General features: G+C 66.8%; 20 protein-coding genes. 4 read left to right on the forward strand and 16 right to left on the reverse strand.

What is annotated here, in order from left to right; genetic code table 11:
- Nucleotides 1-7 precede the first annotated feature (7 nt).
- The 16 genes from NF699_10080 to NF699_10155 all read right to left on the reverse strand — a co-directional run bounded on the left by NF699_10080 (nt 8) and on the right by NF699_10155 (nt 16423).
- Nucleotides 8-1735 (reverse strand): hypothetical protein, encoded by a 1728-nt coding sequence (locus NF699_10080; GenBank protein ID USU03440.1) that lies wholly within the window; start codon nt 1733-1735, stop codon nt 8-10.
- 82 nt (nt 1736-1817) lie between these two features.
- Nucleotides 1818-2276, reverse strand: a complete 459-nt coding sequence (locus NF699_10085; protein ID USU03441.1) for a hypothetical protein — start codon at nt 2274-2276, stop codon at nt 1818-1820.
- 11 nt (nt 2277-2287) lie between these two features.
- Nucleotides 2288-3115, reverse strand: coding sequence for a TIGR02594 family protein (locus tag NF699_10090; GenBank protein ID USU03442.1), 828 nt, complete (start codon nt 3113-3115; stop codon nt 2288-2290).
- Between the two features lie 221 nt (nt 3116-3336).
- The gene (locus tag NF699_10095) at nt 3337-3789 is read right to left on the reverse strand and encodes a hypothetical protein (GenBank protein ID USU03443.1); all 453 of its coding nucleotides are present in this window, start codon (nt 3787-3789) and stop codon (nt 3337-3339) included.
- Nucleotides 3786-4637, reverse strand: coding sequence for a hypothetical protein (locus NF699_10100; protein ID USU03444.1), 852 nt, complete (start codon nt 4635-4637; stop codon nt 3786-3788). Before NF699_10100 ends, NF699_10095 begins: the two co-directional genes overlap by 4 nt.
- A complete protein-coding gene (locus NF699_10105) occupies nt 4637-5176 on the reverse strand; it encodes a hypothetical protein (GenBank protein ID USU03445.1) in 540 nt (179 codons plus the stop codon). The genes NF699_10100 and NF699_10105 overlap by 1 nt, the downstream gene beginning before the upstream one ends.
- On the reverse strand, nt 5173-7797 hold the full coding sequence (tssH, locus tag NF699_10110; protein ID USU03446.1) for a type VI secretion system ATPase TssH: 2625 nt from the start codon (nt 7795-7797) through the stop codon (nt 5173-5175). The genes NF699_10105 and tssH overlap by 4 nt, the downstream gene beginning before the upstream one ends.
- The gene (tssG, locus tag NF699_10115) at nt 7794-8846 is read right to left on the reverse strand and encodes a type VI secretion system baseplate subunit TssG (GenBank protein USU03447.1); all 1053 of its coding nucleotides are present in this window, start codon (nt 8844-8846) and stop codon (nt 7794-7796) included. Before tssG ends, tssH begins: the two co-directional genes overlap by 4 nt.
- A complete protein-coding gene (gene tssF, locus NF699_10120; protein ID USU03448.1) occupies nt 8810-10687 on the reverse strand; it encodes a type VI secretion system baseplate subunit TssF in 1878 nt (625 codons plus the stop codon). Before tssF ends, tssG begins: the two co-directional genes overlap by 37 nt.
- A gap of 7 nt (nt 10688-10694) precedes the next feature.
- Nucleotides 10695-11228 (reverse strand): type VI secretion system baseplate subunit TssE, encoded by a 534-nt coding sequence (gene tssE, locus NF699_10125; GenBank protein USU03449.1) that lies wholly within the window; start codon nt 11226-11228, stop codon nt 10695-10697.
- 4 nt (nt 11229-11232) lie between these two features.
- On the reverse strand, nt 11233-12015 hold the full coding sequence (locus tag NF699_10130; GenBank protein USU03450.1) for a virulence protein SciE type: 783 nt from the start codon (nt 12013-12015) through the stop codon (nt 11233-11235).
- 29 nt (nt 12016-12044) lie between these two features.
- Complete coding sequence (locus tag NF699_10135) at nt 12045-12539, reverse strand: type VI secretion system tube protein Hcp (protein USU03451.1); 495 nt, start codon at nt 12537-12539, stop codon at nt 12045-12047.
- 45 nt (nt 12540-12584) lie between these two features.
- Nucleotides 12585-14078 carry a type VI secretion system contractile sheath large subunit gene (gene tssC, locus NF699_10140; GenBank protein USU03452.1) on the reverse strand — a complete coding sequence of 498 codons (1494 nt, stop codon included), beginning with the start codon at nt 14076-14078 and terminating at the stop codon, nt 12585-12587.
- 56 nt (nt 14079-14134) lie between these two features.
- A complete protein-coding gene (tssB, locus tag NF699_10145; protein USU03453.1) occupies nt 14135-14662 on the reverse strand; it encodes a type VI secretion system contractile sheath small subunit in 528 nt (175 codons plus the stop codon).
- 81 nt (nt 14663-14743) lie between these two features.
- Nucleotides 14744-15727 carry a type VI secretion system ImpA family N-terminal domain-containing protein gene (locus NF699_10150; protein ID USU03454.1) on the reverse strand — a complete coding sequence of 328 codons (984 nt, stop codon included), beginning with the start codon at nt 15725-15727 and terminating at the stop codon, nt 14744-14746.
- A gap of 21 nt (nt 15728-15748) precedes the next feature.
- The gene (locus NF699_10155; GenBank protein USU03455.1) at nt 15749-16423 is read right to left on the reverse strand and encodes an OmpA family protein; all 675 of its coding nucleotides are present in this window, start codon (nt 16421-16423) and stop codon (nt 15749-15751) included.
- 312 nt (nt 16424-16735) lie between these two features.
- Between NF699_10155 and vgrG the strand changes: the two genes are divergently transcribed.
- From vgrG to NF699_10175, 4 genes are read left to right on the forward strand one after another with little or no spacing between them, the layout of a single operon-like run.
- On the forward strand, nt 16736-18766 hold the full coding sequence (gene vgrG, locus NF699_10160) for a type VI secretion system tip protein VgrG (GenBank protein ID USU03456.1): 2031 nt from the start codon (nt 16736-16738) through the stop codon (nt 18764-18766).
- 4 nt (nt 18767-18770) lie between these two features.
- Nucleotides 18771-19343 carry a hypothetical protein gene (locus tag NF699_10165; protein ID USU03457.1) on the forward strand — a complete coding sequence of 191 codons (573 nt, stop codon included), beginning with the start codon at nt 18771-18773 and terminating at the stop codon, nt 19341-19343.
- Nucleotides 19340-20806, forward strand: coding sequence for a type VI secretion system-associated FHA domain protein TagH (gene tagH, locus NF699_10170; protein USU03458.1), 1467 nt, complete (start codon nt 19340-19342; stop codon nt 20804-20806). The genes NF699_10165 and tagH overlap by 4 nt, the downstream gene beginning before the upstream one ends.
- A 19-nt stretch (nt 20807-20825) precedes the next feature.
- Nucleotides 20826-21263 carry a DUF1795 domain-containing protein gene (locus NF699_10175; GenBank protein USU03459.1) on the forward strand — a complete coding sequence of 146 codons (438 nt, stop codon included), beginning with the start codon at nt 20826-20828 and terminating at the stop codon, nt 21261-21263.
- The last annotated feature ends 5 nt before the right edge of the window (nt 21264-21268 follow it).

A 21268-nucleotide genomic window follows, 5' to 3' on the forward strand; every position in this document is an offset into this window, starting at 1 on the left:
GGCCATCCTATCGGGCGGAGTCGCGGAATTGCACGGTAAGCGACACGAGTACGCGTGCCGGTGGCCGCCGGTCGTCGAGCAGCAACGCCCGGTCGAGTGGCTTGGCATAGCCGACATCGAGCACCAGCCGGTTGGGGAACGTCAGCCGCAGGCCGCCGCCGACGCTGGCGAAGTTCCGCGGCCCCTCGATCCGCGCCCGGTCGAGGTTGGCGAGATAGAGGTGGTCGTAAAAGCCATAGACCTGCGTCCCCAGCGCGCCGGTCAGCGGCACGTCCGCCCGCGCCTCGACATGCCCCCCGACCGCACGGTCGCCGCTGTTGGACCCCGGATCGTAGCCACGCCCGATCGTCAGGCTGCCGAGCGCGAACTCCTCGTAGTTCAGCAGCGGATCGTTGGTCCATTGCACTTGGCCGATCCCGGCGATGCTGAAAATCGGCCCCAGCGATATCGTCGCATCCATCACGCCGCGCACGACGAACGCCTTGGCATCGCCCTCCAGCCGCGACGTCAGCCTCCCGTTGGCGAACCCCGTCTTGCTGGCATCGAACAGCCCCAGCCCCTTGCGCAGTTCCAGCGAGGTCGCCAGCGACAGCCACGGGCGCCCGGTATCGTCCAGGAACTGGCGATCGGCATCGATCCCGACGAACAGCACGCGCAGCTTGTCGCGGGTCAGCGTCACCGCGTTATCCCCGCTGCCGACACGCGAAATCTGATCGACGAAGTCGAATCCTCCTCGCGCCCGCGCATTCGATCGCACCGACCGGAACAGCGGCCGCGTCAGGTCGAACCCGCCGATCAGCGTATTGGTCCTGAGGTCGAGCGCACCCAGATCGGGTCGCGACCAGGCATAGGTCGCCCGCCCGCCGAACGTCGAGCCGCCATCGTCCAGCTGGAAGATGTGCCCGCCCTGGACGATCACCTGTTCCTTCAGGTCGGTCGTCGTCGACGCACCCAAGTAGGTGATGTCGCCCAGCCCGGTCAGGCCATAGACCTCGCCGCGCCCATAGACCGTCTCGCGACCCAGCAGCCTTGAATTGTAGTTCTGCGCATTGGCGAACAGCGCGAACCGGCGCGAGCTGACCGTCAGGTCGCCGATCACCGTCCCCGCCTCGCCGCCCGACGGCCGCAGCGACAGCGCGACGTCAAGCCCCGGCACGTCGCCCGCGAGTAGCAGGATGCGCTCCGCTTCGCGCTCGTTCAGCGGATCGAGCGCCTGGATCGCGGCGATCCGCCGCCGCAGGAACGGCTCGTAGCGCCCGGCATCGCCCCGCACCCGCACCTCGACGATGCGCGCGGTGATGACCTGCAACCGCAGCACGCCGCCGGCGATTTCCTGCGCCGGAATCTGCACCGACGCGACCCAGCCGCCCCGTCGCAACGCCGCATTGGCGGCGTCGCGCACCGCGCACACCGCCGCGATCGATTGCTCGCCGGTGGGAAGCGCCAGATCGGCCAGCGCCGCCGCGATCTGCGGCTGAAGCGCCGATCCGTCTGGCCGGGTGAATTCGACGCGATCCAGCGTCAGCCGCAGCGCCGACGCCTCGAACGGGCAATTTGCCTCCGCCAGTGCGCCGCGCGCATCGACGCTGGCGGTGGAGTCCGACCGCGGCTGCGGCGTCGGCGGCGTCACCTCTTGCCGGGACGGCAGCGACACCTGCGCATGGGCCGGTATCGCCAAGGCTCCGGCGCCGATCCCCGCCAGCACCATCAGCCGCACGCTGTTCACTCGTCGCAAATTCTGTCCCCTGTCGTCGGCCGCTCTCCCTGCGACCCGATCGTGCCGGCTATCCGCGATTGCGGACGCCGCGACTGTCCGGTCATTCGTCCATATAGATCTCGGTCAGTCGCCAGCCGGCCTTGCCCCGCGTGAAGACGAGGTCGCCGAACCGGTAGCTGCCGGCGGGCTGCTGCGCATCGCGCTTGGGCACCGGCGTCGCTTGCAGGATGGCGCGATGCGTCCGCCCGGCGGCATCGACGCCGTCGGGTCGGCCAAGAACGGTCGCGACCGCCGCCGGCACCCGCGACGCCGGGATCCTGCCCGCGGGACCGTCGTCGAGCGTGCTGTTCTGCACGACCATCGGCGCACTGAGCGCCCGGATCGTCGCGGCGTCGCCCGCCAGTGCGGCGCGACGAAAACGGGTCCAGAACGCCTCCAGCGATGCGGCCGGCACGGGCGTCGCGGCCGCAGCCCGCCGCGGCACTGCCGCCTGGGCACCCTCGCCCGGCATCACCGCATCGCCGCATCCGGCAACCAGAAGCGCAATCGGAACGAACATGCTGTTTTCCTTCATCGATCGCCGGGCCAACGCATTGCCATGACGCGATATTGGCTCAGGGGATAGCTTGATTCGCGTACCCGATTGCCCTGATTGCCGCCCAGCAGCGTGATATGCGTCGCCGTCTGGCTGATGAAGAACGCGACGTGATTGCCCGACGACGATCCGGTGCTCGCGTCGACCCCCCGCGGCGCGCGATGCAAATGAACGATGCAGCCATAGCGCGCAGTATCGAGCTTGCGGCCCCAGCTACCGAAATCCCGCGCCCGCGCACTGTTGTTGCCGCGTACCCCGGCTTCACGCAGGCACCAGTTGACGAACGACGCGCACCACGCGACCTCGTCTTCCTTGGCTGCGAGCCCGGTCGCGGCATGATATTCGATGATTCGTCGGTTGTGCTGACTGCCCCTGATCTCGGACACGCCCTTTTCGGCGATCGCGATCCGCATCCATGGTGCGCCGATATCGGTGCCGGGCGGCTGCTCCAGCGGCGCGGTCCGCCGCGGCGCCGGTACGGGTGCAGGCGCCGGTGCCGCCGCGACCGCGGGCTGGATCGCCCTGCCGGTCGGAAGCGGCATCTGCCGGATCGACGGGATCGGCACCGCCCGCGTCGGTAACGCCCGCGTCGATACCGGCGAGGCCGGCGATCGCGCCGCCGGCGCCGCGGTGCGATCGGCACCCAATGCGGTCCAGGTATTCCGGCCCACGACGCCGTCCACCGCAAGGCTGTTCCGACCCTGATAGTCCCGCACCGCCTGTTCGGTCCGCAGCCCGAACACGCCGTCCAGGTCGAGAGGCGGCCGTGCCCGGCCGGAGGTATTCAGAAGGTGCTGCAACATCTGGACCTGTTGGCCCCGGCATCCACGATCGATTTCCATCAGGCGCACAGTGATGCTCCATCAGTTGGCCAGCAAGTCGTACCTTCTCCGGTTTAGGCTGGCAACGAGAAGTGCAAATGTAACATTTTGACCATTATCCACCGCGCCTCAGGTCTTCGGCGACCACACGATGATCTTCGTCGATCCACCGATCCATCGATCCGTCGCATCGGATTGCCGGCTCAATCCCGGTCGGGACACGCGGCCACGCTTCCAAGCACCCATATGCTGGTCAGGAAACGCGTCGCGACTGCGGGCCTGCAACCGGCATATCCTTTCGCGGGCAGCATCGCGCCCGTCCAGCCATGCAGCGCGAAGGGTGCGATCGGCACCAGCGCAAGTATGCCAAGCGCACACCCGAACAGGCGCCGCTGATTGCGCGGTGACGGCCGCAGCAACAGCATCATCGCCAACAGGATCATGGCACCCGCCGCCGGAACGACGGCGGCGCTGCCCGTGCTCACCGTCACCAGCGGCGCATGGCGCCGGATCGCCGCCGCCATGTCACCCAGATCGACGAGACCGAAATACGCGACGCCGACCGCCAGCACGCCCAATGCGACGCCAAGCAACCGCTCGTCGCGCCTCGACCTGTTCTCGTCCGCGACGACGGGCGCGACGACGCGCCGGCTCACAGCCGTGGCACCAGCCGCCATGTCAGCGGTCGGACCCGTCGCTTCACCTCGCTCACGACGTAATCGACGGCCAGGTCGACGACCGCACCCGCCATCATATCCAGCGCCTCGCTGCCCCGTCGCAGCAGCGATTGCTGCTGCGCGGCGGCGGCGGCACGCAGCTTCTCGATCCCGTCCTCGACCAGCTTCTGCAGGCGCTCGGTCAGCTTGAACCGGGAATCCAGCTTGTCGAGCAGATATCCCGCGATCAGGCCGACGCCCACCGCCACGACGAGCGGGCCCAGTGCGAACGTGCCGATCATCAGCGTCCCCGCTGCCAGCGATCCCGCCGCCGCACCGACCGCGCCACCGATCGCGGCCTTCGTGACATCGGCGGCGATACCGCCGATCAGGCCGCCCAGCGTCGCTTCATCGCGCATGACGTAATCGGCGACGTTCCACACGGTCATCAGCACGACCGTGATGATCGTGCCCCCCTTCGCCGACTTGATCGCGCCGTAACGGCCGATTCCCATGCCGACGACCTTCGCATTCCGAACCCCGTACCGAGTACCCGTAAGAATAGTACGAAGCCGCGAACTCCCCTTCAAAACGACATGCATCTTGCCGCCATAAGCTTTGAAATAGACGCGGCCGAGCGGGGTACGCATGTCGCGCGCCAGCTTGTAGATCGATGCTGCGTCGTCGGCCGCCGCGGCATAGTTCGCGACCAGCTTGGCGTTCTCCTGGTGCTTGCGCCACAGCGCGTCCGCCTGCGCCTCCGTCAGCGTATGCGCCTGCAACTTGTCGTAGAGCCAGAGCCGCATCATCGCGTCCTGATCAAGGACGATCACCTCATGGTCGGCCATCAGTGCTGCTCCCCTGTTTTGGTCAAGGTGCCGGTCCCCTCGATGCGATACGTCGCCGATCGCGATCCGTTGATCCGGAACCGTCCGTCATCCAGCCACTCGGCACGTGGCTCGGCACCCTTGATCCCGCTGATGCAGCTCTCCACCGGCATCGCCATCAATTCGCGCCGCATCGGCAGGGAAAAGACGCGGATGAAGGCCTCCGTCCCATCGGTGCAGCGGCCGCCGGTCGCGCGGCTGGCATATTCGTCGACCATGACCACGACCCCTGCCGCCGTCTCACCCAGGCGCTGGCCGGTATGGAAGGTTGCGGGCGCCACCTGCGCGATCGCCAGCGGGAACGTCACCTGCGTCGTACGGCCCTCGCGTTTCGCGGTATAGCGCCCTTTCCCGTCGGCCGTGTCGATCACATCGACCGCCAAATCCGCAGGCGTCGCCGATCCGACGGTTGCGAGTGTCGCCGCTTGTGGCGTCTCGTCGGGTTTGCCATCGCACGCGGCCACCGCCAGTGCGGCCAGAACGGCGAGACGCGGAGTCATGCTACCGTCTCCGCCGGCGGGATCGGGGCCGCGTCATCGGGCAAGGGGCCGACGAACCGGTAAGCGAACGCACCGCCGTCCACGCCGACGTAAATTGCCGTCACCTCTTCGCCGCGCATCCGCCGTTGGAGCAGTGCGACCGACATGTCGGGCAGCATCGTATTGGTCAGGATCGCGTCGATCATCCGCCCGCCCGACGCGATCTCGGTGCAGCGTTCGACGATATGCTGGACCACCGCAGCGTCGATCGTCACCGCGATGCCGTGGTTGTCGACGATCCGTCGCTCGATACGCGCCAGTTGCAGACGGACGATTCCCGCCAGCACGTCCGGCTTGAGTGGGTAATAAGGCAGCACCTGCAACCGGCCAAGCAGCGCAGGCGGGAACACCTTGAGCAATTCCGGGCGCAGCGCCGTCGCCAGCGCGTCCGGCTCCGGCGCCAATTCCTCGTCCTCGGTCAGCGATGCGATCAGGTCGGTGCCGACATTCGACGTCAGCAAGATCACCGTGTTGCGGAAATCGATATGCCGGCCCTCGGCATCGTTCATGAAGCCCTTGTCGAACACCTGGAAGAACATCTCGTGGACATCGGGATGCGCCTTCTCGACCTCGTCGAGCAGCACCACCGAATAGGGCCGCCGCCGCACCGCCTCGGTCAGCACGCCGCCCTGACCATAGCCGACATAGCCCGCCGGCGCGCCTTTGAGCGTCGAGACGGTATGCGCCTCCTGAAATTCGCTCATGTTGATAACGATCATCGATTCGTCGCCGGAGAACAGCAGTTCTGCGAGCGCATGGGCCGTTTCAGTCTTGCCGACCCCCGATGGGCCGCAGAGCATGAACACGCCGACCGGCTTGCCGGGATTGTCCAGCTTGGCGCGGCTGGTCTGGATGCGCTTGGCGATCGCGTCCATCGCGTGATCCTGACCGATCACACGGGACTTGAGCGCATCGCCGATCGCGAGGACGCTAGCGATCTCGTCCTTCACCATCCGGCCGACCGGAATGCCGGTCCAGTCTCCGACCACCGCAGCGACGGCATCGGCGTCGACCACGCCGAATACCATCGGCGCATCGCCCGCCGCGTCGCGCGCTGTCGTCAGCGCAGCGTCGAGCGCTGTCGCGTCGCCACCGTCACGCGCGGTGCGAACCGCGTCGAGCGCGTCTGTCTCGCGCGCCCATTGCGCTTCCGCGGTTTCTACGGCGTCGCGTGCCGCGGCGATGGCTTCGTCCAGCGCGGGCAAGGCCTCGTTGCTGCGATAGCGGCCTTCTACCTCGCGTTCGACGATGCCGCGTTCGACCTCCAGCAGCTCCAGCCTGCGCCGGGCGTCCTCGACGGGTGCCGGTGTCGCTGTCTGCGACACCGCGACGCGCGCGGCGGCGGTGTCGATCAGGCTTACCGCCTTGTCGGGCAATTGCCGCGCCGGAACATAGCGTTGCGACAGCGTCACTGCTGCCGCAACTGCGTCGTCGAGGATCACGACGTCGTGATGCGCCTCCATCGCCGGCACTACCGATCGCAGCATCGCGATGGCGACCGGTGCTTCCGGCTCGGCGACATCGACCGTCTGAAAGCGGCGGGTCAGCGCCGGGTCCTTCTCGAAATACTGGCGATATTCGGCGTAGGTCGTCGCCGCGATCGTCCGCAGTCGACCGCGGGCGAGCGCCGGCTTCAGCAGGTTGGCGGCATCGCCCGTGCCCGCCTGACCGCCCGCACCGATCAGCGTATGCGCCTCGTCGATGAACAGGATCACCGGCGTCGCCGCACCCTCGACCTCGTCGATCACCTGCCGCAATCGCTTCTCGAATTCGCCTTTCACGCCGGCACCCGCCTGCATCAGCGTGACGTCGAGCGACCGCACGACGACGTTGCGCAGCGCGGGCGGCACGTCGCCGTCGACAATGCGTCGGGCGAAGCCCTCAACCACCGCCGTCTTGCCGACGCCCGCCTCGCCGACGAGGATCGGGTTGTTCTGTCGACGGCGCAGCAGGACATCGACCAGCTGGCGGATCTCCGCATCGCGCCCGACGATCGCGTCGATCTCGCCCGCGCGGGCCTTGGCGGTGAGGTCGATCGAATAGCGGCCGAGCGCCTCGCCGGGGCTGGTCGCAGTGGGCGCGCCGGGGGGGGCGGCTTCGACCGGTTCGGCGGACGCACCGACAATCGTCGCGAATTCGCTGCCAAGCCGTTCAGCTTGAACCTTGCGCCATTCGCCGCTCGTCGCGAACAGCGCATTGCGCAATGTGGGCGTCCGCAGCATGCCGTAGAGCAGATGCCCGCTCCGGACCTTACCGGCGCCGAAATGGAGCGAGGCGTACAGCCATCCCTTTTCGATCGCTTCCTCGACCTGCGGCGCGAAGTCGCTGATTGCCGAGGCTCCGCGCGGCAACAGGTCGAGCGTGCCGACGATATCTCGCGCCAGACGCGCCTCATCCAGTCCGAACGCCTGCCGGATCGCGGCGACGTCACCCTGCGGGTCCTGTACCAGCAGGTGGATCCAGTGCACCAGCTCGACATACGGATTGCCGCGCATCCGGGCGAACCCGGTGGCGGACTCGATCGACGTCAGTGCCGCGGCGTCGAGCCGCCCGAATAGCGATGCACGATTGATGTCTGTCATGCTGTTTCTCCGGAAATCTCGTCCGCCGTCCTGGCGGTGAAAGTCTTCGTGCGGCGCCGCAGATGCGCATCGCCGCGCACGCCGTCGTCGCCCGTTGCGCCCAGCCAGCCGCTCCAGCCCAGCCGCGTCGTGCCATCGAGCCGCGCAGGGCGTGCATCCTTGCCGCTCACCTCCAGCGCCACGTCCCATTCGAGGTGGCTCGGCGCGAAGGCATCGAGCGCCTCGGACAGGATGCGAAAGCGCGGGCCGGACGGCAGCAGCGCCTCGTAATCCGCACGTGAGCGGGCACGGATCACGATGCGAAAGGCATCGGATGCGATCTTGGCGCGGGCACCCAACATCGCCTCCGTCCCCAGTCCACAGAAGGATCGGCCGAGCTGGGTCTGGTCGTCCGCCTCGATCGCGCGCCAGCGTGGCTGATATTCGAGCACAGTGACCGGCTGGCCGAGCAGATGCGTCATCGCATCCTCGATCCCCCCGGCACTACGCCGCGACGCGAACAGCGCCGCGTAATGCACCCGTGCCTGCGCCGGGAAGGTGCTGTTCGTGGGAACACCCTCGCTCGCCCCGGTCAGCTGCGCGACGCGCGCTGCGAAGCGATCGTCGTTGGGCCGATCCGCCTGCGCCACGGGCTGCGAATCCGCCCAGGCGCGAAAAAAGAATTGCAGCATCCGCCCCGCCAACAGGTCGAGCCAGCGGCCGAACGGGCGTTTCTTCGCATAGCGGCGCTCGAACACCGCGAACTCGGTCATGTGCGACGGCAGCGGACCCATCGGCCCGGTCAATCCAAACCAGAATCCCCCGATCTGCGCCCGACCGTCGCGGACCTCGACCTCTTCCAGCGTCGAATCCGGAAAGGCGAGCGTCGGCACCTGATGAAGGTCGGCGATACTCTGTGCCGGTCGTCGTGCCAGCCCGATCCGCGGCAGGTCGGGTGCGCGCGCCTCCGCTCCGCGCGCGATAGGGAACAATCCGAACCGCTTCCGCGACGCCTTGGCGTCGGCGAGGAAGCTTAGATGGTGTGGCGACGACCGATCCGCAGCGGCCATCGCTGGAACTCCCCTTCATTGGCGCTGGACACGTGCATTTCCGTAAACGCGTTGATGCTGGCGAATTCGGCGAGGAAGCGTTCGAGCACCGCCGAGAACAGGAACATCCGCCCCTTGTCGAACGCGGCATCGTCCAGCGTCACATGGATGCGATGCCCCCGCGCGATCGCCATTCGGTCCATCCCCGGCACCCGCCGCGCGACCCGCGTCGATCGGATCGCCGAGACGCCATCGACCTGCCGGCGCGAGGCAGCGTCGTCCTGCCGCCCGTACAGCGCCAGGTGATCGCGCAGCACTTGCGGATCGTCATGATCCTCCGGCGCCAGCGTCATGTAATTGGGCGTCAGGTGGCCGATTACCCGCCAGGCCGCATCGCCCATCCCCATCGGCGGCTGCGGCCGGGTCGGGGCGCGCAGCACGCTGACCGCGCGCGCAGGGACACCTGACGCCGTGAAATGCTGGTCACCGCGAAATTGCAGCAATTCGGGCAGCTCGCGGTTGGTGACGAGCGCACGCACCGCCAGTTCATCGATATGGTCGAGTCGGGTCGCATCGCCGGGCGCGGTGAGGCTAATCCACGTCTCCGTACCCGTGTACTCGCCACGCCGCCGCAGCCGCTGTTCGCGCGTCGACAGCCGTCGCGGTCGAAGCTGCGTCGTATAGAACAGTGCCTCGCTCCAATCGTACAGCAACGCGCCATAGGCATAGAGCGGCGCCACCGTCCGCGCATCGGTATTGTGCGCGGAGTAAGCCTGCACATCGAGCAGCCGGAACACCTCGAAATCGAGCGGCCGCGCGCGATCGGGGATGACATGATGCTCGTGTTCGAACTTGGACACGCGGACGCGGCCGAGTTGCTTCTCGAACAGGTTGATCGCCGGCGTCGCGAACAGCCGCAGGTTTGCTGGCTCCAGCGCCTTGTGCAGCACCGGTGCCGACCGGTCGAACAGCAACACGACGTCGCACGCCTGCGGACTGTCGCGAAACGCGCGGTCGAGCCCCGGCAGGTCGACGAACAGGAAGCGTTCGGGGCAGGCGAAATATTCGCTGAGCAGGCGATAGCCGCGAAACGAGCGCAGTTCCGCCGGCAGCAGCGCCTGATCGTCGTGGAAGCCGACCTGCTGCGGCAACGACAGCTTCTTCCAGCCTTCGGTCCCCGCCGCCGCATCCGCCGACCGCGCGATCACGGCCAGCGTCTCGCCGATCACCTGACGGTACAGTTCGGCCGGCACCGCCTCCGACCCGGCCAAATATATCGGCAGCGATTGCGGCAGTACCTGCGGCAGCGCCGCGCCGCCGGTCGCCTCGAACCGGATGCGCAAACCAGCTTCGGCACGCACGTTGGCCGCACTGGCGAACGAGGCAACGGCCGCGCGGCTGGCGAGATATTCGACCTGCGTGATCTTGAGCGGCCAGAGCGTGACGTCATGCCCGGTACGGAATTCGACCGGCACCCCCTCCTGCTCGGTTGCGATCGCCATCAGCGGTGTCGATCGCGGCACCTGATGCCCCTTGATCAGGATCGGCTCGCCCTCCTTTGGCTCGAACCCGACGACGCACATCGACGGCGTCGGCGCCAGATAATGCGGCTGCACCGCATGCAGCAGATGCTGGGTGAATTCGGGATATTGATCCGCGATCTTGAGCTGCACGCGCGCGCCGAGGTAGGCGACGCCCTCCAGCAACCGCTCGACATAGGGATCCGGGTCGGTCGGCGTCTTGAGACCCAGCCGCCCCGCCACCGCCTCATGCTCCTCGCCGAATGCACGTGCCTCTTCGCGCAGATAAGCGAGTTCGTCGTTGTAGAAGCGCAACAGGCGCGGATCGATGCCGGAACTCACGACAGGATCATTCGCGCACGTTCACAGTGGCGGTTTCCGCCTCAACCTCGGTACGGAATTTCACCGGCATGGTTTGCGCCGCCGACGTGATGTCGCCTTGGATCATGAACGTCAACGCGTGCGGATCGTCGTCGTCGTCGATCGGATCGACGGTCAGCCCCTCGCGCGACAGCCGCGGTTCGAACACGCGCACCGCGCGCCGAATCTCGCGCGCGCGCGCCAGCACCGCGCGCCGGTTGAGCGTCCGTCCGGCCAGATCGGTCAAACCGTAGTTGAGCACCGAGTCACGGACATGCGGATACGCCTCCAGATCGACGAGCGATTCCAGATTGGTCGTGTTGAGCAGCCAGGCGAGGTCGCGACGGATCGTCGCGCGCAACGCGGTTTCGTTGAACCGCTCCAGCCGCGGCACGGAATAATAACGGAATTTCTCGCGGCTGATCTCCGGCGCCTCGTCGCTCATATCGCGCAATCCAGAAATCTCGAGATCGGCGACCAGCTTGTCGTACAGGGTCGGGGTCAGGCGTTGTTTGACGGCCATGACGTCAGTCGAAACGCAGCGAACGGACCGACAGCAGCCCGCGATCCTCGCCGTCCGAGGTCGCCCACAGCCGCTGGCCGGAGCCTGTGCCGTCGTCCTGCCAGCTCGTCGCGCGGGCGAGTCGCTCCGCCGGATCGGTGGAGATGCCGGGGTAACGCGCCGGCAACAGCGCGGCGATCCGCGGCCCGGCCTTCAACGTGATCTCGACGGGATACCAGATCAGATCGCGCAGGTCGCGCGGCCCTTCACTGGTCAGTTCAGCGATCGCATCGAACGGCAGCAGGCCATAGCGCCCGCCGATGATCGCCTCGATCGTCGGGCCGAAGCGTTGGTCGGCATCGGCGATCCAGTCGAAGCGGACGCCGTCTATCTCTCCGGGTGTGTCGGGGGCCGCGTCGAACGCGGCCTCGCGCAACGCATCGGCATCCTCGCTGCGCCCCTGTGCGGTGGCCTCGATCGCCTCGGCGATCGGCCATGCCCAATCGGAAGCCGCGTCGGAGCCACCATGAATATCGGCGCGCAACGTGCCGGCGAACACCGCCTCGCGCTGCCGCTCGGCATCGACCGCCTGACCGTAGACGACCGACAGCATCTGCGCCTCGGGTGACAATTGCGCCAATGTCGCGAGTTGTGCCCTCGCCTTGTCCCATTCGCTCGCGACGCCAAGAAGCTGAAACAGGAACAGCCGGGTCGGCACGTCGCCCGGTTTGCTCCGAACCACCTCAACGAGTGCGCGTCGCGCACCGTCGAGGTCGCCCGATTGGATAAGGTCGTCCGCCCGTTGCATATACCGCTCCTGCGGACGACCTGAGGGGATCAACCCGCTTCGTTCTGGCGGATGTCGTAGTAAGCGGTGACGATGCCGCCGTCCTTGCCACCCTGCGCGTTCTGCGCCTGATAGTCGAAGGTCACCTTCGCGCAGTTGAACGTCACCGACTCCATAATCGAATCACCACCGGACGAGCCGTTGTTGTGAATGTCGGAGACGATGATATCTTCCAGCTTGATCTTGTAATAAGTCAGTGGCGCCGAGCCATCACCAGCCTTCTGCGAATAGATGATCGCTTCCTTGATGTGCTTGCCGGAGGCGCAGGCCTTGAACAGCAGCGGCGATGCCTTGTCGACTTCCTTCTGGATGCGGATGTCGGAGATTTCGGCCTTGCCTGAGCCACCGCCGGCACCGCCCGTATGGAATGATCCATGCTGAACCGCACCGAAGTCGAACGAGATGATATCAATCTCGCCCTGATGGTTCTTCTTGTTCGATTCGCCTTGGATGCTATCGATTTTGAGGAAAAGATCGACTGCCATGAGTTTCTCCTGTTTCCGTTACTTCTGGGGGGGTAGGACGGCGGATCAGCCCGACGTCTTCGGTAATCGCGAGACCATGCTGAGCGCCACGTCCATGCCTTCCAGCTGATAGTGCGGCACGAACATGAACTTGCCCTTGTAGTAACCCGGGTTCTCCTCGTCAGGGATCACCTCGATCTTGGCCTGCTTCAACGGCAGGCGCGCCTTGGTTTCCTCGTTCGATGTCGTCGGTGACCCGTCGACATATTGGAGGACCCAATTGTTGAGGTCGCGTTCGAGCTGTTCCGACTCTCGTGAGCCGCCCACCCAGTCGCGGACCATGCATTTCAGATAATGCGCGAAGCGGCAGCTCGCAAAGATGTACGGCAGGCGTGCCGACAGGTTCGCGTTCGCAGTCGCTTCCTTCTTGTCGTAATTCGCCGGGCGATGCACCGTCTGCGCGCCGATGAAGGTGGCCTGATCGGTGTTCTTGCGATGCACCAGCGCCATCAGACCGGCCGTCGACAGCTCCGCCTCGCGCCGGTCGCTGATGGCGATCTCCGTTGGGCATTTGAGGTCGATGCCGCCCTCATCCGTCGGGAAGGTCGCGGTCGGTAGCTCCTCGACCGTACCACCCGATTCTACGCCGCGGATGCGAGTCGTCCAGCCATAGGTATTGAACGCCTCGGTGATGCGCGTGCCCATTGCATAGGCGGCGTTGAGCCACAGATGCTGGTCGTGCTCGCCGCCGGTATCCTCTTCGAAATCGAATTCGTCGACCGGCTCCGTCTTCGCGCCGTACAGCGGTCGGCCGAGGAAGCGCGGCAGCGCCAGCGCGAGGTAGCGGCTGTCCTCCGACTGGCGGAACGACCGCCATGCGGCATAATCGGTGGCGTCGAACAATTTGCCCAGATCGCGCGGGTTCGACAGCTCGGTCCAGCTCTCCATGCCGAGCAGCGATGGCCCCGCCGCGGCGATGAAGGGCGCGTGGCTGGCGGCACCGATCCGCGACAGGCCGCGCATGACCTCAAGGTCGGGGGCGCTGTGATCGAAGTAATAATCGCAGACGAACGCGCCATAGGGCTGGCCGCCGAGCTGGCCGAACTCGCTTTCGTACACCTTCTTGAATAGCGGGCTCTGGTCCCACGCAGCGTCGCGGTACTGGCGGAACATCCGCCGGCACTCCTCTTTGGACATGTTCATCACGCGGATTTTCATGTCCTTGCCCGTCGCGGTGTTCATGACGAGGTAGTTGAGCCCCCGCCATGCTGATTCAAGCTGCTGGAATTCCGGGTGATGGATGATCTGGTTGATCTGTTCCGTCAGCTTGCGATCGATCGCCGCGCGCATCGCATCCACCGTCGCGAACACGTCACCGCCGATGATCTTGGCGTCGCCCAGCGCCTGCTGCGCCAGCGTCTGCACGGCCTGCTCGATGCGGCTCTTGCGCTCGTCGTTCGCCGGGCGAAACTCCTTCTGCAGCAGCGCCTGGAAATCGGTAAGCTCGCCGTCGGTCGCCTGAGCCGTGTCGTTCGTCTGCCTGAGCGCGTCTTGCGCCATGTAACCGCTCCGATCCGTTATCGTGGGAAAGGCCCCTGTCGGGCCGCCGCTATCGCTCAGTCGCCGTTCTGATCGGCCGCGGACGCATCCGTGGGCTTGCGAGCTGCGGAAATCGCCTGAAGCAGCGCCGGATCCTGCAGCACCTTGTCGAGCAGGTCCTGCGCACCGTGCTTGCCATCCATATAAGACAGCAAATCCTCCAGCTGGGTGCGCGCCTCAAGAAGCTTCGAAAGCGGTTCGATCTTGCGCGCGATCTCGCCCGGCGAGAAGTCGTTCATTGAGTTGAACGTCATATCGACCGCGATCTTTCCGTCGCCGGCAAGCGTGTTATCGACGGCGAACGCGACCCGCGGCGCCACCGCCTCCATACGCTGGTCGAAATTGTCCATATCGACGTCGATGAACTCACGCGATTCCGCCGCCTTCTTGTCCTTCAGGCTCTTGCCCGACAGATCCGAGATGACACCCATCACGAACGGCAGTTCGACTTTCTGGCGCGCGCCATAGGTCTCCACCTCATATTCAATATGAACGCGGGGCTTCCTGTTTTCGCGAATGAACCGCTGACCGCTCTTGATCGCCATGTGTTCCGATCCCTGTTCTCTGCCTCTGCGGGCCTGTGCAGCTAAATGCGCAAGCCTGGGGAATTGCTCCACGATATCGATTCACATCATATCCGATGATCCCATCACGTCCACGCGCGCGCGCAGCACCGACGTCGCTTCGCCGACGCTGCCCGGGGCGATGTCCTCCAAGATCGACACGAAATCCATCGTGATCCAGCCCTTGATCCGCGCCAGTGCGACGGGGATCGGACTGGATGGTTCGACCCGGCAATAATATTCGATCACCGCATCGAGCGACCGCGCGACATCCTCACGCGACTGGATGCGCCCCGGCACGCCAACGCCCCCGGGGGCTAACGGCGCCGCTTCCTCCGCCGGAGCGACCGGTGCAGACTCGGCGCTCTGCCGGACGAAGGGTGTGATCGCGTGCACGATCGCCTCAATCGCCTCATAGGTCGGGCGGAAATTGGTCCCTGTCTGGCCGACCAGCCCGGCCTGCTCCGACAGCACCGTATCGGCGCGCTGCAACGCCGCCTCGATCCGACGGAAGCGGTCGGTGACCTCCGCCACCTGCTCGACCGGCGTATCGGCCAGCGCGGCGCGGAACTGGCCATAGCCTTCGGCCGCGGCGCCCTCGTCGAGGTAGCGCGCGAAGTCAGCACCGGTAAATCTGCCGAGGCGCGGATGCACGACCAGCGGCACGCGGCGCAGCGGCGCCAGGAATTCGCCGATCCGCACCAGCGATTCGCACGCGCCCTTGCGTCCCTCGACGCCATATTCCTCCAACGTCGGGTGCGCGGTGTCCCAGAAATTTTCGAACAGCCCGGCGAGCAGACCGGCCCCCGCCTCCACGACGGCAAGATCCCCAGCGCGTGCGCCAGCCCGCATCAGATAGACGGCGAGCCAGACGTCGCGGGTTTGTCGCGCCTGCGCCTCGATCATCGCGATCGCGCGGTCCCAGTCGGCGTCGTCGGACGGACATTCGAACGCCTGCTCGATCACCTGCCGGCCGGGATCGTACGACAAATCCGGCCCGGCGGGCGCGTCCGGTGCAACCGGCGTCAGGAACGTTGTGAGATCCATGTCAAAATCCCGACGCGAGTGTCAGGAAATCAACTCCGCCTCGACGCGGCGATTAGCCGGATCGCTTTTGGCCCGACCCGGCAGCGGTACGCTGGCCCCGTAACCGCGGGTTTGCAAACGACTGCCCTCGACACCCAAGACGATGAGATAATCCGCTACCGCACGGGCACGCGCCGCCGATAGCGGCGTGTTGACGCGTGCGCCACCGCGCAGGTCGGTATGCCCCTCGATCAGGAAGCGCTTGTCCTTCAATTCGGGCAGTAGCAGCGACCGCGCGAAGACCTGCGCCGCGCGAGTCCCTTCGGCAGACAATTGCGCAGAATTCAGCTCGAACCCGATCATCAGGTCGGCACGTGGGCGACGTGCGGTGGCATAATCAACCGCCGGGGTCGCCGCCGCACCAGCATAGGCCGGGCGACGCTGCGCCAGACCACGCCGCGAGCGCGCCGCGCTGCGTGCAGTTGCCTGACGCGACGGCGCGTTTGCCGCATCGCCCGCCGCGGACGGCCGCGCGAGGCGGAAGCCCTTCGTGTCAGGCGCATCCCGCGTCGCGACCGGCTGGATCGCGCCATCGCCGCATTTGCCTGCGAACGTGCAGAGATATTGTTCTACGCTGGGCTTGGAAGCGGACGACGCCGCATCCTGCGCATGGCCAGCGGCAGCGCAAGAAAGGATCGCCAGTGAAACTGTCAGCATCCGCAACGACATGTCGTACTCCCGTGCATGCACCCGGTGCTGATTGGTCTTAGGACGAGCCCGGATACGAAGCAACCCGTATGGCAGCACTACATGCGCAATACCGTACCAACCCTATGATCGGAACGTCATTCGGTCTGAAAAGGACGGAATACGTCGCGGACGACTTTTTCTTAACCATGACAATGTCGTGACGGAGACGGGAAACCTCGCCGGGCGGTACGGACGCAAGGGTAAAGCATTGTACGCTCTGCCAGGTGCCGGTAGGATCGGTGCCGTCGCGCGGTTCGGCGCAAGTGGCGGGAGTGCTTGGTGGCAGACACGACGCAGCGCCTGACGCAGATGGCGATCGACGTTGGCGACGAGCAGGTCGTCCTCGAACGGATTCAAAGTCACGAGAGTATCGGGATGCCGTTTGCGGTGCGGGCTGACATCATTTCACCACTGGAAATCGACCTTCAGCCTCATCTCGGAAAACCGGCCTCGCTCAGTGTGTTGGAGGATGGCGAATTACTCCGCCACTTTCACGGGCTGGTCACCGCGGGCGAATATACGAAGGAATCGCAGGCCGGGCATCATTACCGTCTGTCGATCCAGCCGTGGACCTTCTACCTCGACCAGAACCGTCAGATGGCGATCTATCAGGACAAGACGGTCGTGCAGATCATCAAGCAGGTGATCGAGGGCGCCGGCATCCAGGACGTCGACTATACCCGGCTGGTCCTGCCCCGCGTGCCGCGCGGCTACACGGTGCAATATCGCGAGAGCGACTTCGCCTTCATCTCGCGACTGATGGAAGAGGAAGGCATCTATTACTTCTTCCGCCACGACGCCGATCGCCACGTCATGGTGCTGTGCGAAGGCCCCGCGTCGCACCAGCCGGGCAAGCCCGCGCTGCTGAAATACAATGCCAACAGCGTTTCGGTCTTCACCACCGATTCGAAGTCGCGCTTCGGATCGCAGGGCGATTTCCTGCAAACCTGGGTGGAACGCGTCGCCTCCACCGGCGAAGCCCGCGTCACCACCCGCGATTTCGACTTCGAATCGCCCGACCAGCCGCTGACCGCGGAAGCCGCAAGCGAAGGCGCGCATCCACGCGACGACCGCGAGATCTTCGTCTACCCGGGCCGCTACACGCGCGAGAAGACGGGGCGCGGCGATCAGGAGAGCACCGGACGCGAACGGGGCCAGGCGCTGCTCGACGCGCAGCGCGCCGGTCGCCGCACCTTTTCCGGCACCTCGCAGTCCGCGGGCCTCACCACCGGTTATCGCGTCGACGTCACCGATCACCCGGCCGGGCGAATGAACGCATCCTATCTCATCACCGGCACCCACCATTCGATCGCGGCGGAAAGCTATCGTTCGGGCCAGCAGGACGACGAAGACGCCTTCAACGTCAAGTTCGACGCGATCCCCGCCGACACCGTCTTCCGTCCCCGCCCCGCGACGCCGCGTCCGCGCGTGCAGGGGCTGGAGTCGGCGATCGTCACCGGTCCGCCGGGCGAGACGATCTATACGGACGAATACGGCCGGGTGAAGGTCCGCTTCCACTGGGACCGCGCCGATACCCCGGGCGAGCGAGCGACCTGCTGGATCCGCGTGTCGCAGACCGGCGGCCTCGGCAACGTCATCCTGCCGCGCGTCGGCCACGAGGTGCTGGTCGATTTCCTCGACGGCGATCCCGACCGCCCGCTGATCGTCGGCCGCGTGTTCAACAAGGCACACATGCCGGTCTACGACCTGCCGGCCAACAAGACGCGTGCGGTGTGGCGCACCCTGACCTACGGCGCGTCCGGCAGCTACCCGCAGGCCGAAGCGCTCGACAGTGGCGCCAACCGCACCTCGAACGAGATCCGGTTCGAGGACAAGGGCGGGCAGGAAGAGATGTTCATCCACGCCGAGCGGGACATGAACAGCCGCGTCCGCTTCGACGAGAGCCGCCACGTCGGCCATAACCAGCAGCGTCGCGTCGGCCTCGATCGCAGCACCAACATCGGCCAGGACGACACGAAGACGATCGGCCGCGACCGCACGACGCACGTGATCGGCAAGGACGGCCTGCTCGTCGACGGTACGCTCAACATCGAATCGAAGACATCGATCACGCTGCGGGTCGGCAGTTCCGTCGTCGTGATCGGCCCGACCGGGATCGTCATCCAGTCGCCGCACGTGGAGGTGCAGGCGGGCGCCGAGGCGATCATCAACGCCGGTGCGCAGACGCGGATCAACGGGTCGGCGACGCTGTTGCTCAACGGCGGCACGACGCAGATCAACCCGGACGGCCTCGGCGCCGGCGCCTTCGGCAGCAGCATGGCGCTCGGCCCCGCCGCGGGCGAAGGCTGACCGGATGACCGATGCATGGACGGCAGTGCGGCTGACCGAGGCGCGGCAGGTCGCTGCGCTGATGGGGGTCGACCGCGACGACCAGCCGGCGCACGATGTCCCGGCCCGCCAGCATTTCGACGCCCTGCGCAGCAGCGGGCAACGGTCGGCCGCACTCGACTATCTGGGTCACGCCCTTCCCCGGCTCGAGGCGATCGCCTGGGCCGCGCGCATCGTCGGCGATGCCGCCGCGGCGGAACCACCACCGTCGCGCGCACGCCACGCGCTGGACGTGGCGTTGCGCTGGCTGGAGGAGCCGAGCGAGGCGCATCGTCGCGCGGCCGGTGAGGCTGCGGAGGCTATCAGCCGCCCCGTCGCCGAACGGCTGCTGGCCTCGGCCATATTCTATTCGGGCGGGTCGATCGCTGCCGTGGGCGCGGCGCCGATCGTGCCGCCGGAACACGTCGCCGCACGCTATGCCGTCGGTGCGATCCGTGCGGTTGCGCACCGCGGCGGCGACTCCGCCGCGGCGATCGAGCGCGCCTTGACGCTGGGCGAGCGAATCGCGGAGCGCGGCCTGACGGCGCTCGACCGATGACGCTTACCCTCGCCATCGAAGGGGGCCGACGCCTCGACAACGGATCGCCGTCCGAACTCGTCCTGCACCGCCGGGGCGCGATCGTCGGCCGGGCGACAACCTGCGACTGGGCGCTGCCCGATCCCACCCGCCATGTCTCGTCACGGCATTTCGAGGTGCGGTTCGATGGCGGGGACTATGTCCTGATCGATTGCAGCACCAACGGCACGATGCTCGCCGGCACCGGCGAACGGCTCGGCGCGCCGCACCGGATCGCCGACGGCGACCGCTTTCAGGTTGGCGGCTATGTCATCGCCGCCCGGCTGACGGGTGCCGCCCAGCCCCCCGCCGAGCCATCCGCCGCCGCAGCTCCGGTCTGGCGGGGATGGGACGACGGCCTGCCCGCCCCCTCTCCCGCGCCGGCGACGAGCGGGTGGGATGCGCCACCGCCGCAGGCACCCGGCGGATCGGCGTCGGCGGGCTGGGTGCCGCAGGTCGGTCCATCGCTTGCCCGCCCCGACGGGCATCGCGCCGCCGCCGGCTGGGAGGGTAGCGATCGGGACGGGCGGCCGGCGCAATCCGTGGCGGCGCCGCGTGGCGGCGGCTGGCGCCCCGATGCCGCTGCGGCGCTGCCGCCGGTCGCCTCCGCCTGGGAAGCGGCGACCCCGCCCCCGCCGCCCGCGTCGGCATGGTCGAGTGCGGCCCCGGCGCAGCCCGCTGCGGTGTCGCCGGACGACCTGTGGGGGCGTATCGCCGAGGGCAATGTCGTCGACTGGGCGCGCGGCGGCTTCGGCCAGCCGGTCGAGCCGGCGCGAGATCCGCTCGGGCTTTCGCCACCACCGGGCAGCGCGGCGCTGCCGGTCGAGCGTCCGCCAGTCCCCCAACCCGCACCGGCGCCCCTTATTGCCAACGGTGCGGCAGATGCGTTCGCGCGGGCGGCGGGACTCGATCCGGCGCAATCGGAAGGCGAACAATGGTTGCCACGCGCGGGCAGCCTGTTCCGGCGACTGATCGCCGGGCTGGTGGTGATGGTCGAGGCGCGTGCCCGCGCCAAGGCTCAGCTCGGGGCGGAGGCGACCGCGTTCAGTCCCGGCGGGCACAATCCACTGAAATTCGCACGCACGCCGGACGAGGCAGTGGCGATGCTGCTGGGTCCGCCGCAGGCCGGCTTCATGCCGGCGGAGCAGGCGATCGAAGACGCATTCCAGGATCTTCAGTCACATCAGGTTGCGACGCTGCGGGCGATGCAGGGCGCCCTGCGAACGACGCTGGAGCGTTTCTCTCCCACTGCGATCCGTGCGCGCGCCAATGCCGGGGGCATGATCGAACGGATTCTTCCCGCGGCACGCGATGCCGCCCTTTGGCAAGCATATGAACGTGAGTTCGGCGGGGTCGCGCAAGGCTCCGACGAGGCATTCCTCGATATGTTCGCCAAGGAATTCCGCGAAGCCTATAACGAACAATCCCGCCGGACGCGGCGCTGAACCTGGAGCAGGACGAACCGTGGCCAGCCACACCGATATCGCCGTAACCGCGCTGCGCCCGTCCGGCTGGGTCGACAAGACGATGATCGTCTATGCCGCGCCCGCCGACCCGGCGAAGACGATCGCCCCCAACATGGTCGTCGCCCGCGATGCGCTGGGCGCCAGCGAGACGTTCCGCGAATATTGCAACCGGCAGATCGACGGGTTCCGCGCCACCCTGCCCCACTTTCACCGTGAGGAGGAGGGACCGGGGCAGGTGCATGGCCATGACGCGTTCCAGATCCTGTTCAACTGGACGTCCGGCGCGGGGACGTTGCGGCAGCGCGTGTTTTTCATCTCGGCAGGTCATGGCGTCGTCGTCACCTTCACCGCTACCGCTGCGCTGGATGATTTCGCGGATCAGGAAGGCGTGTTCCAGCAGGGACTGGCAGGTCTGACGATCGGCCGGGTTTCGTAGCGGCA

This window comes from Sphingomonadaceae bacterium OTU29LAMAA1 (genome assembly GCA_024072375.1).
In the GTDB taxonomy this organism is placed as follows: Bacteria; Pseudomonadota; Alphaproteobacteria; order Sphingomonadales; family Sphingomonadaceae; genus Sphingomonas.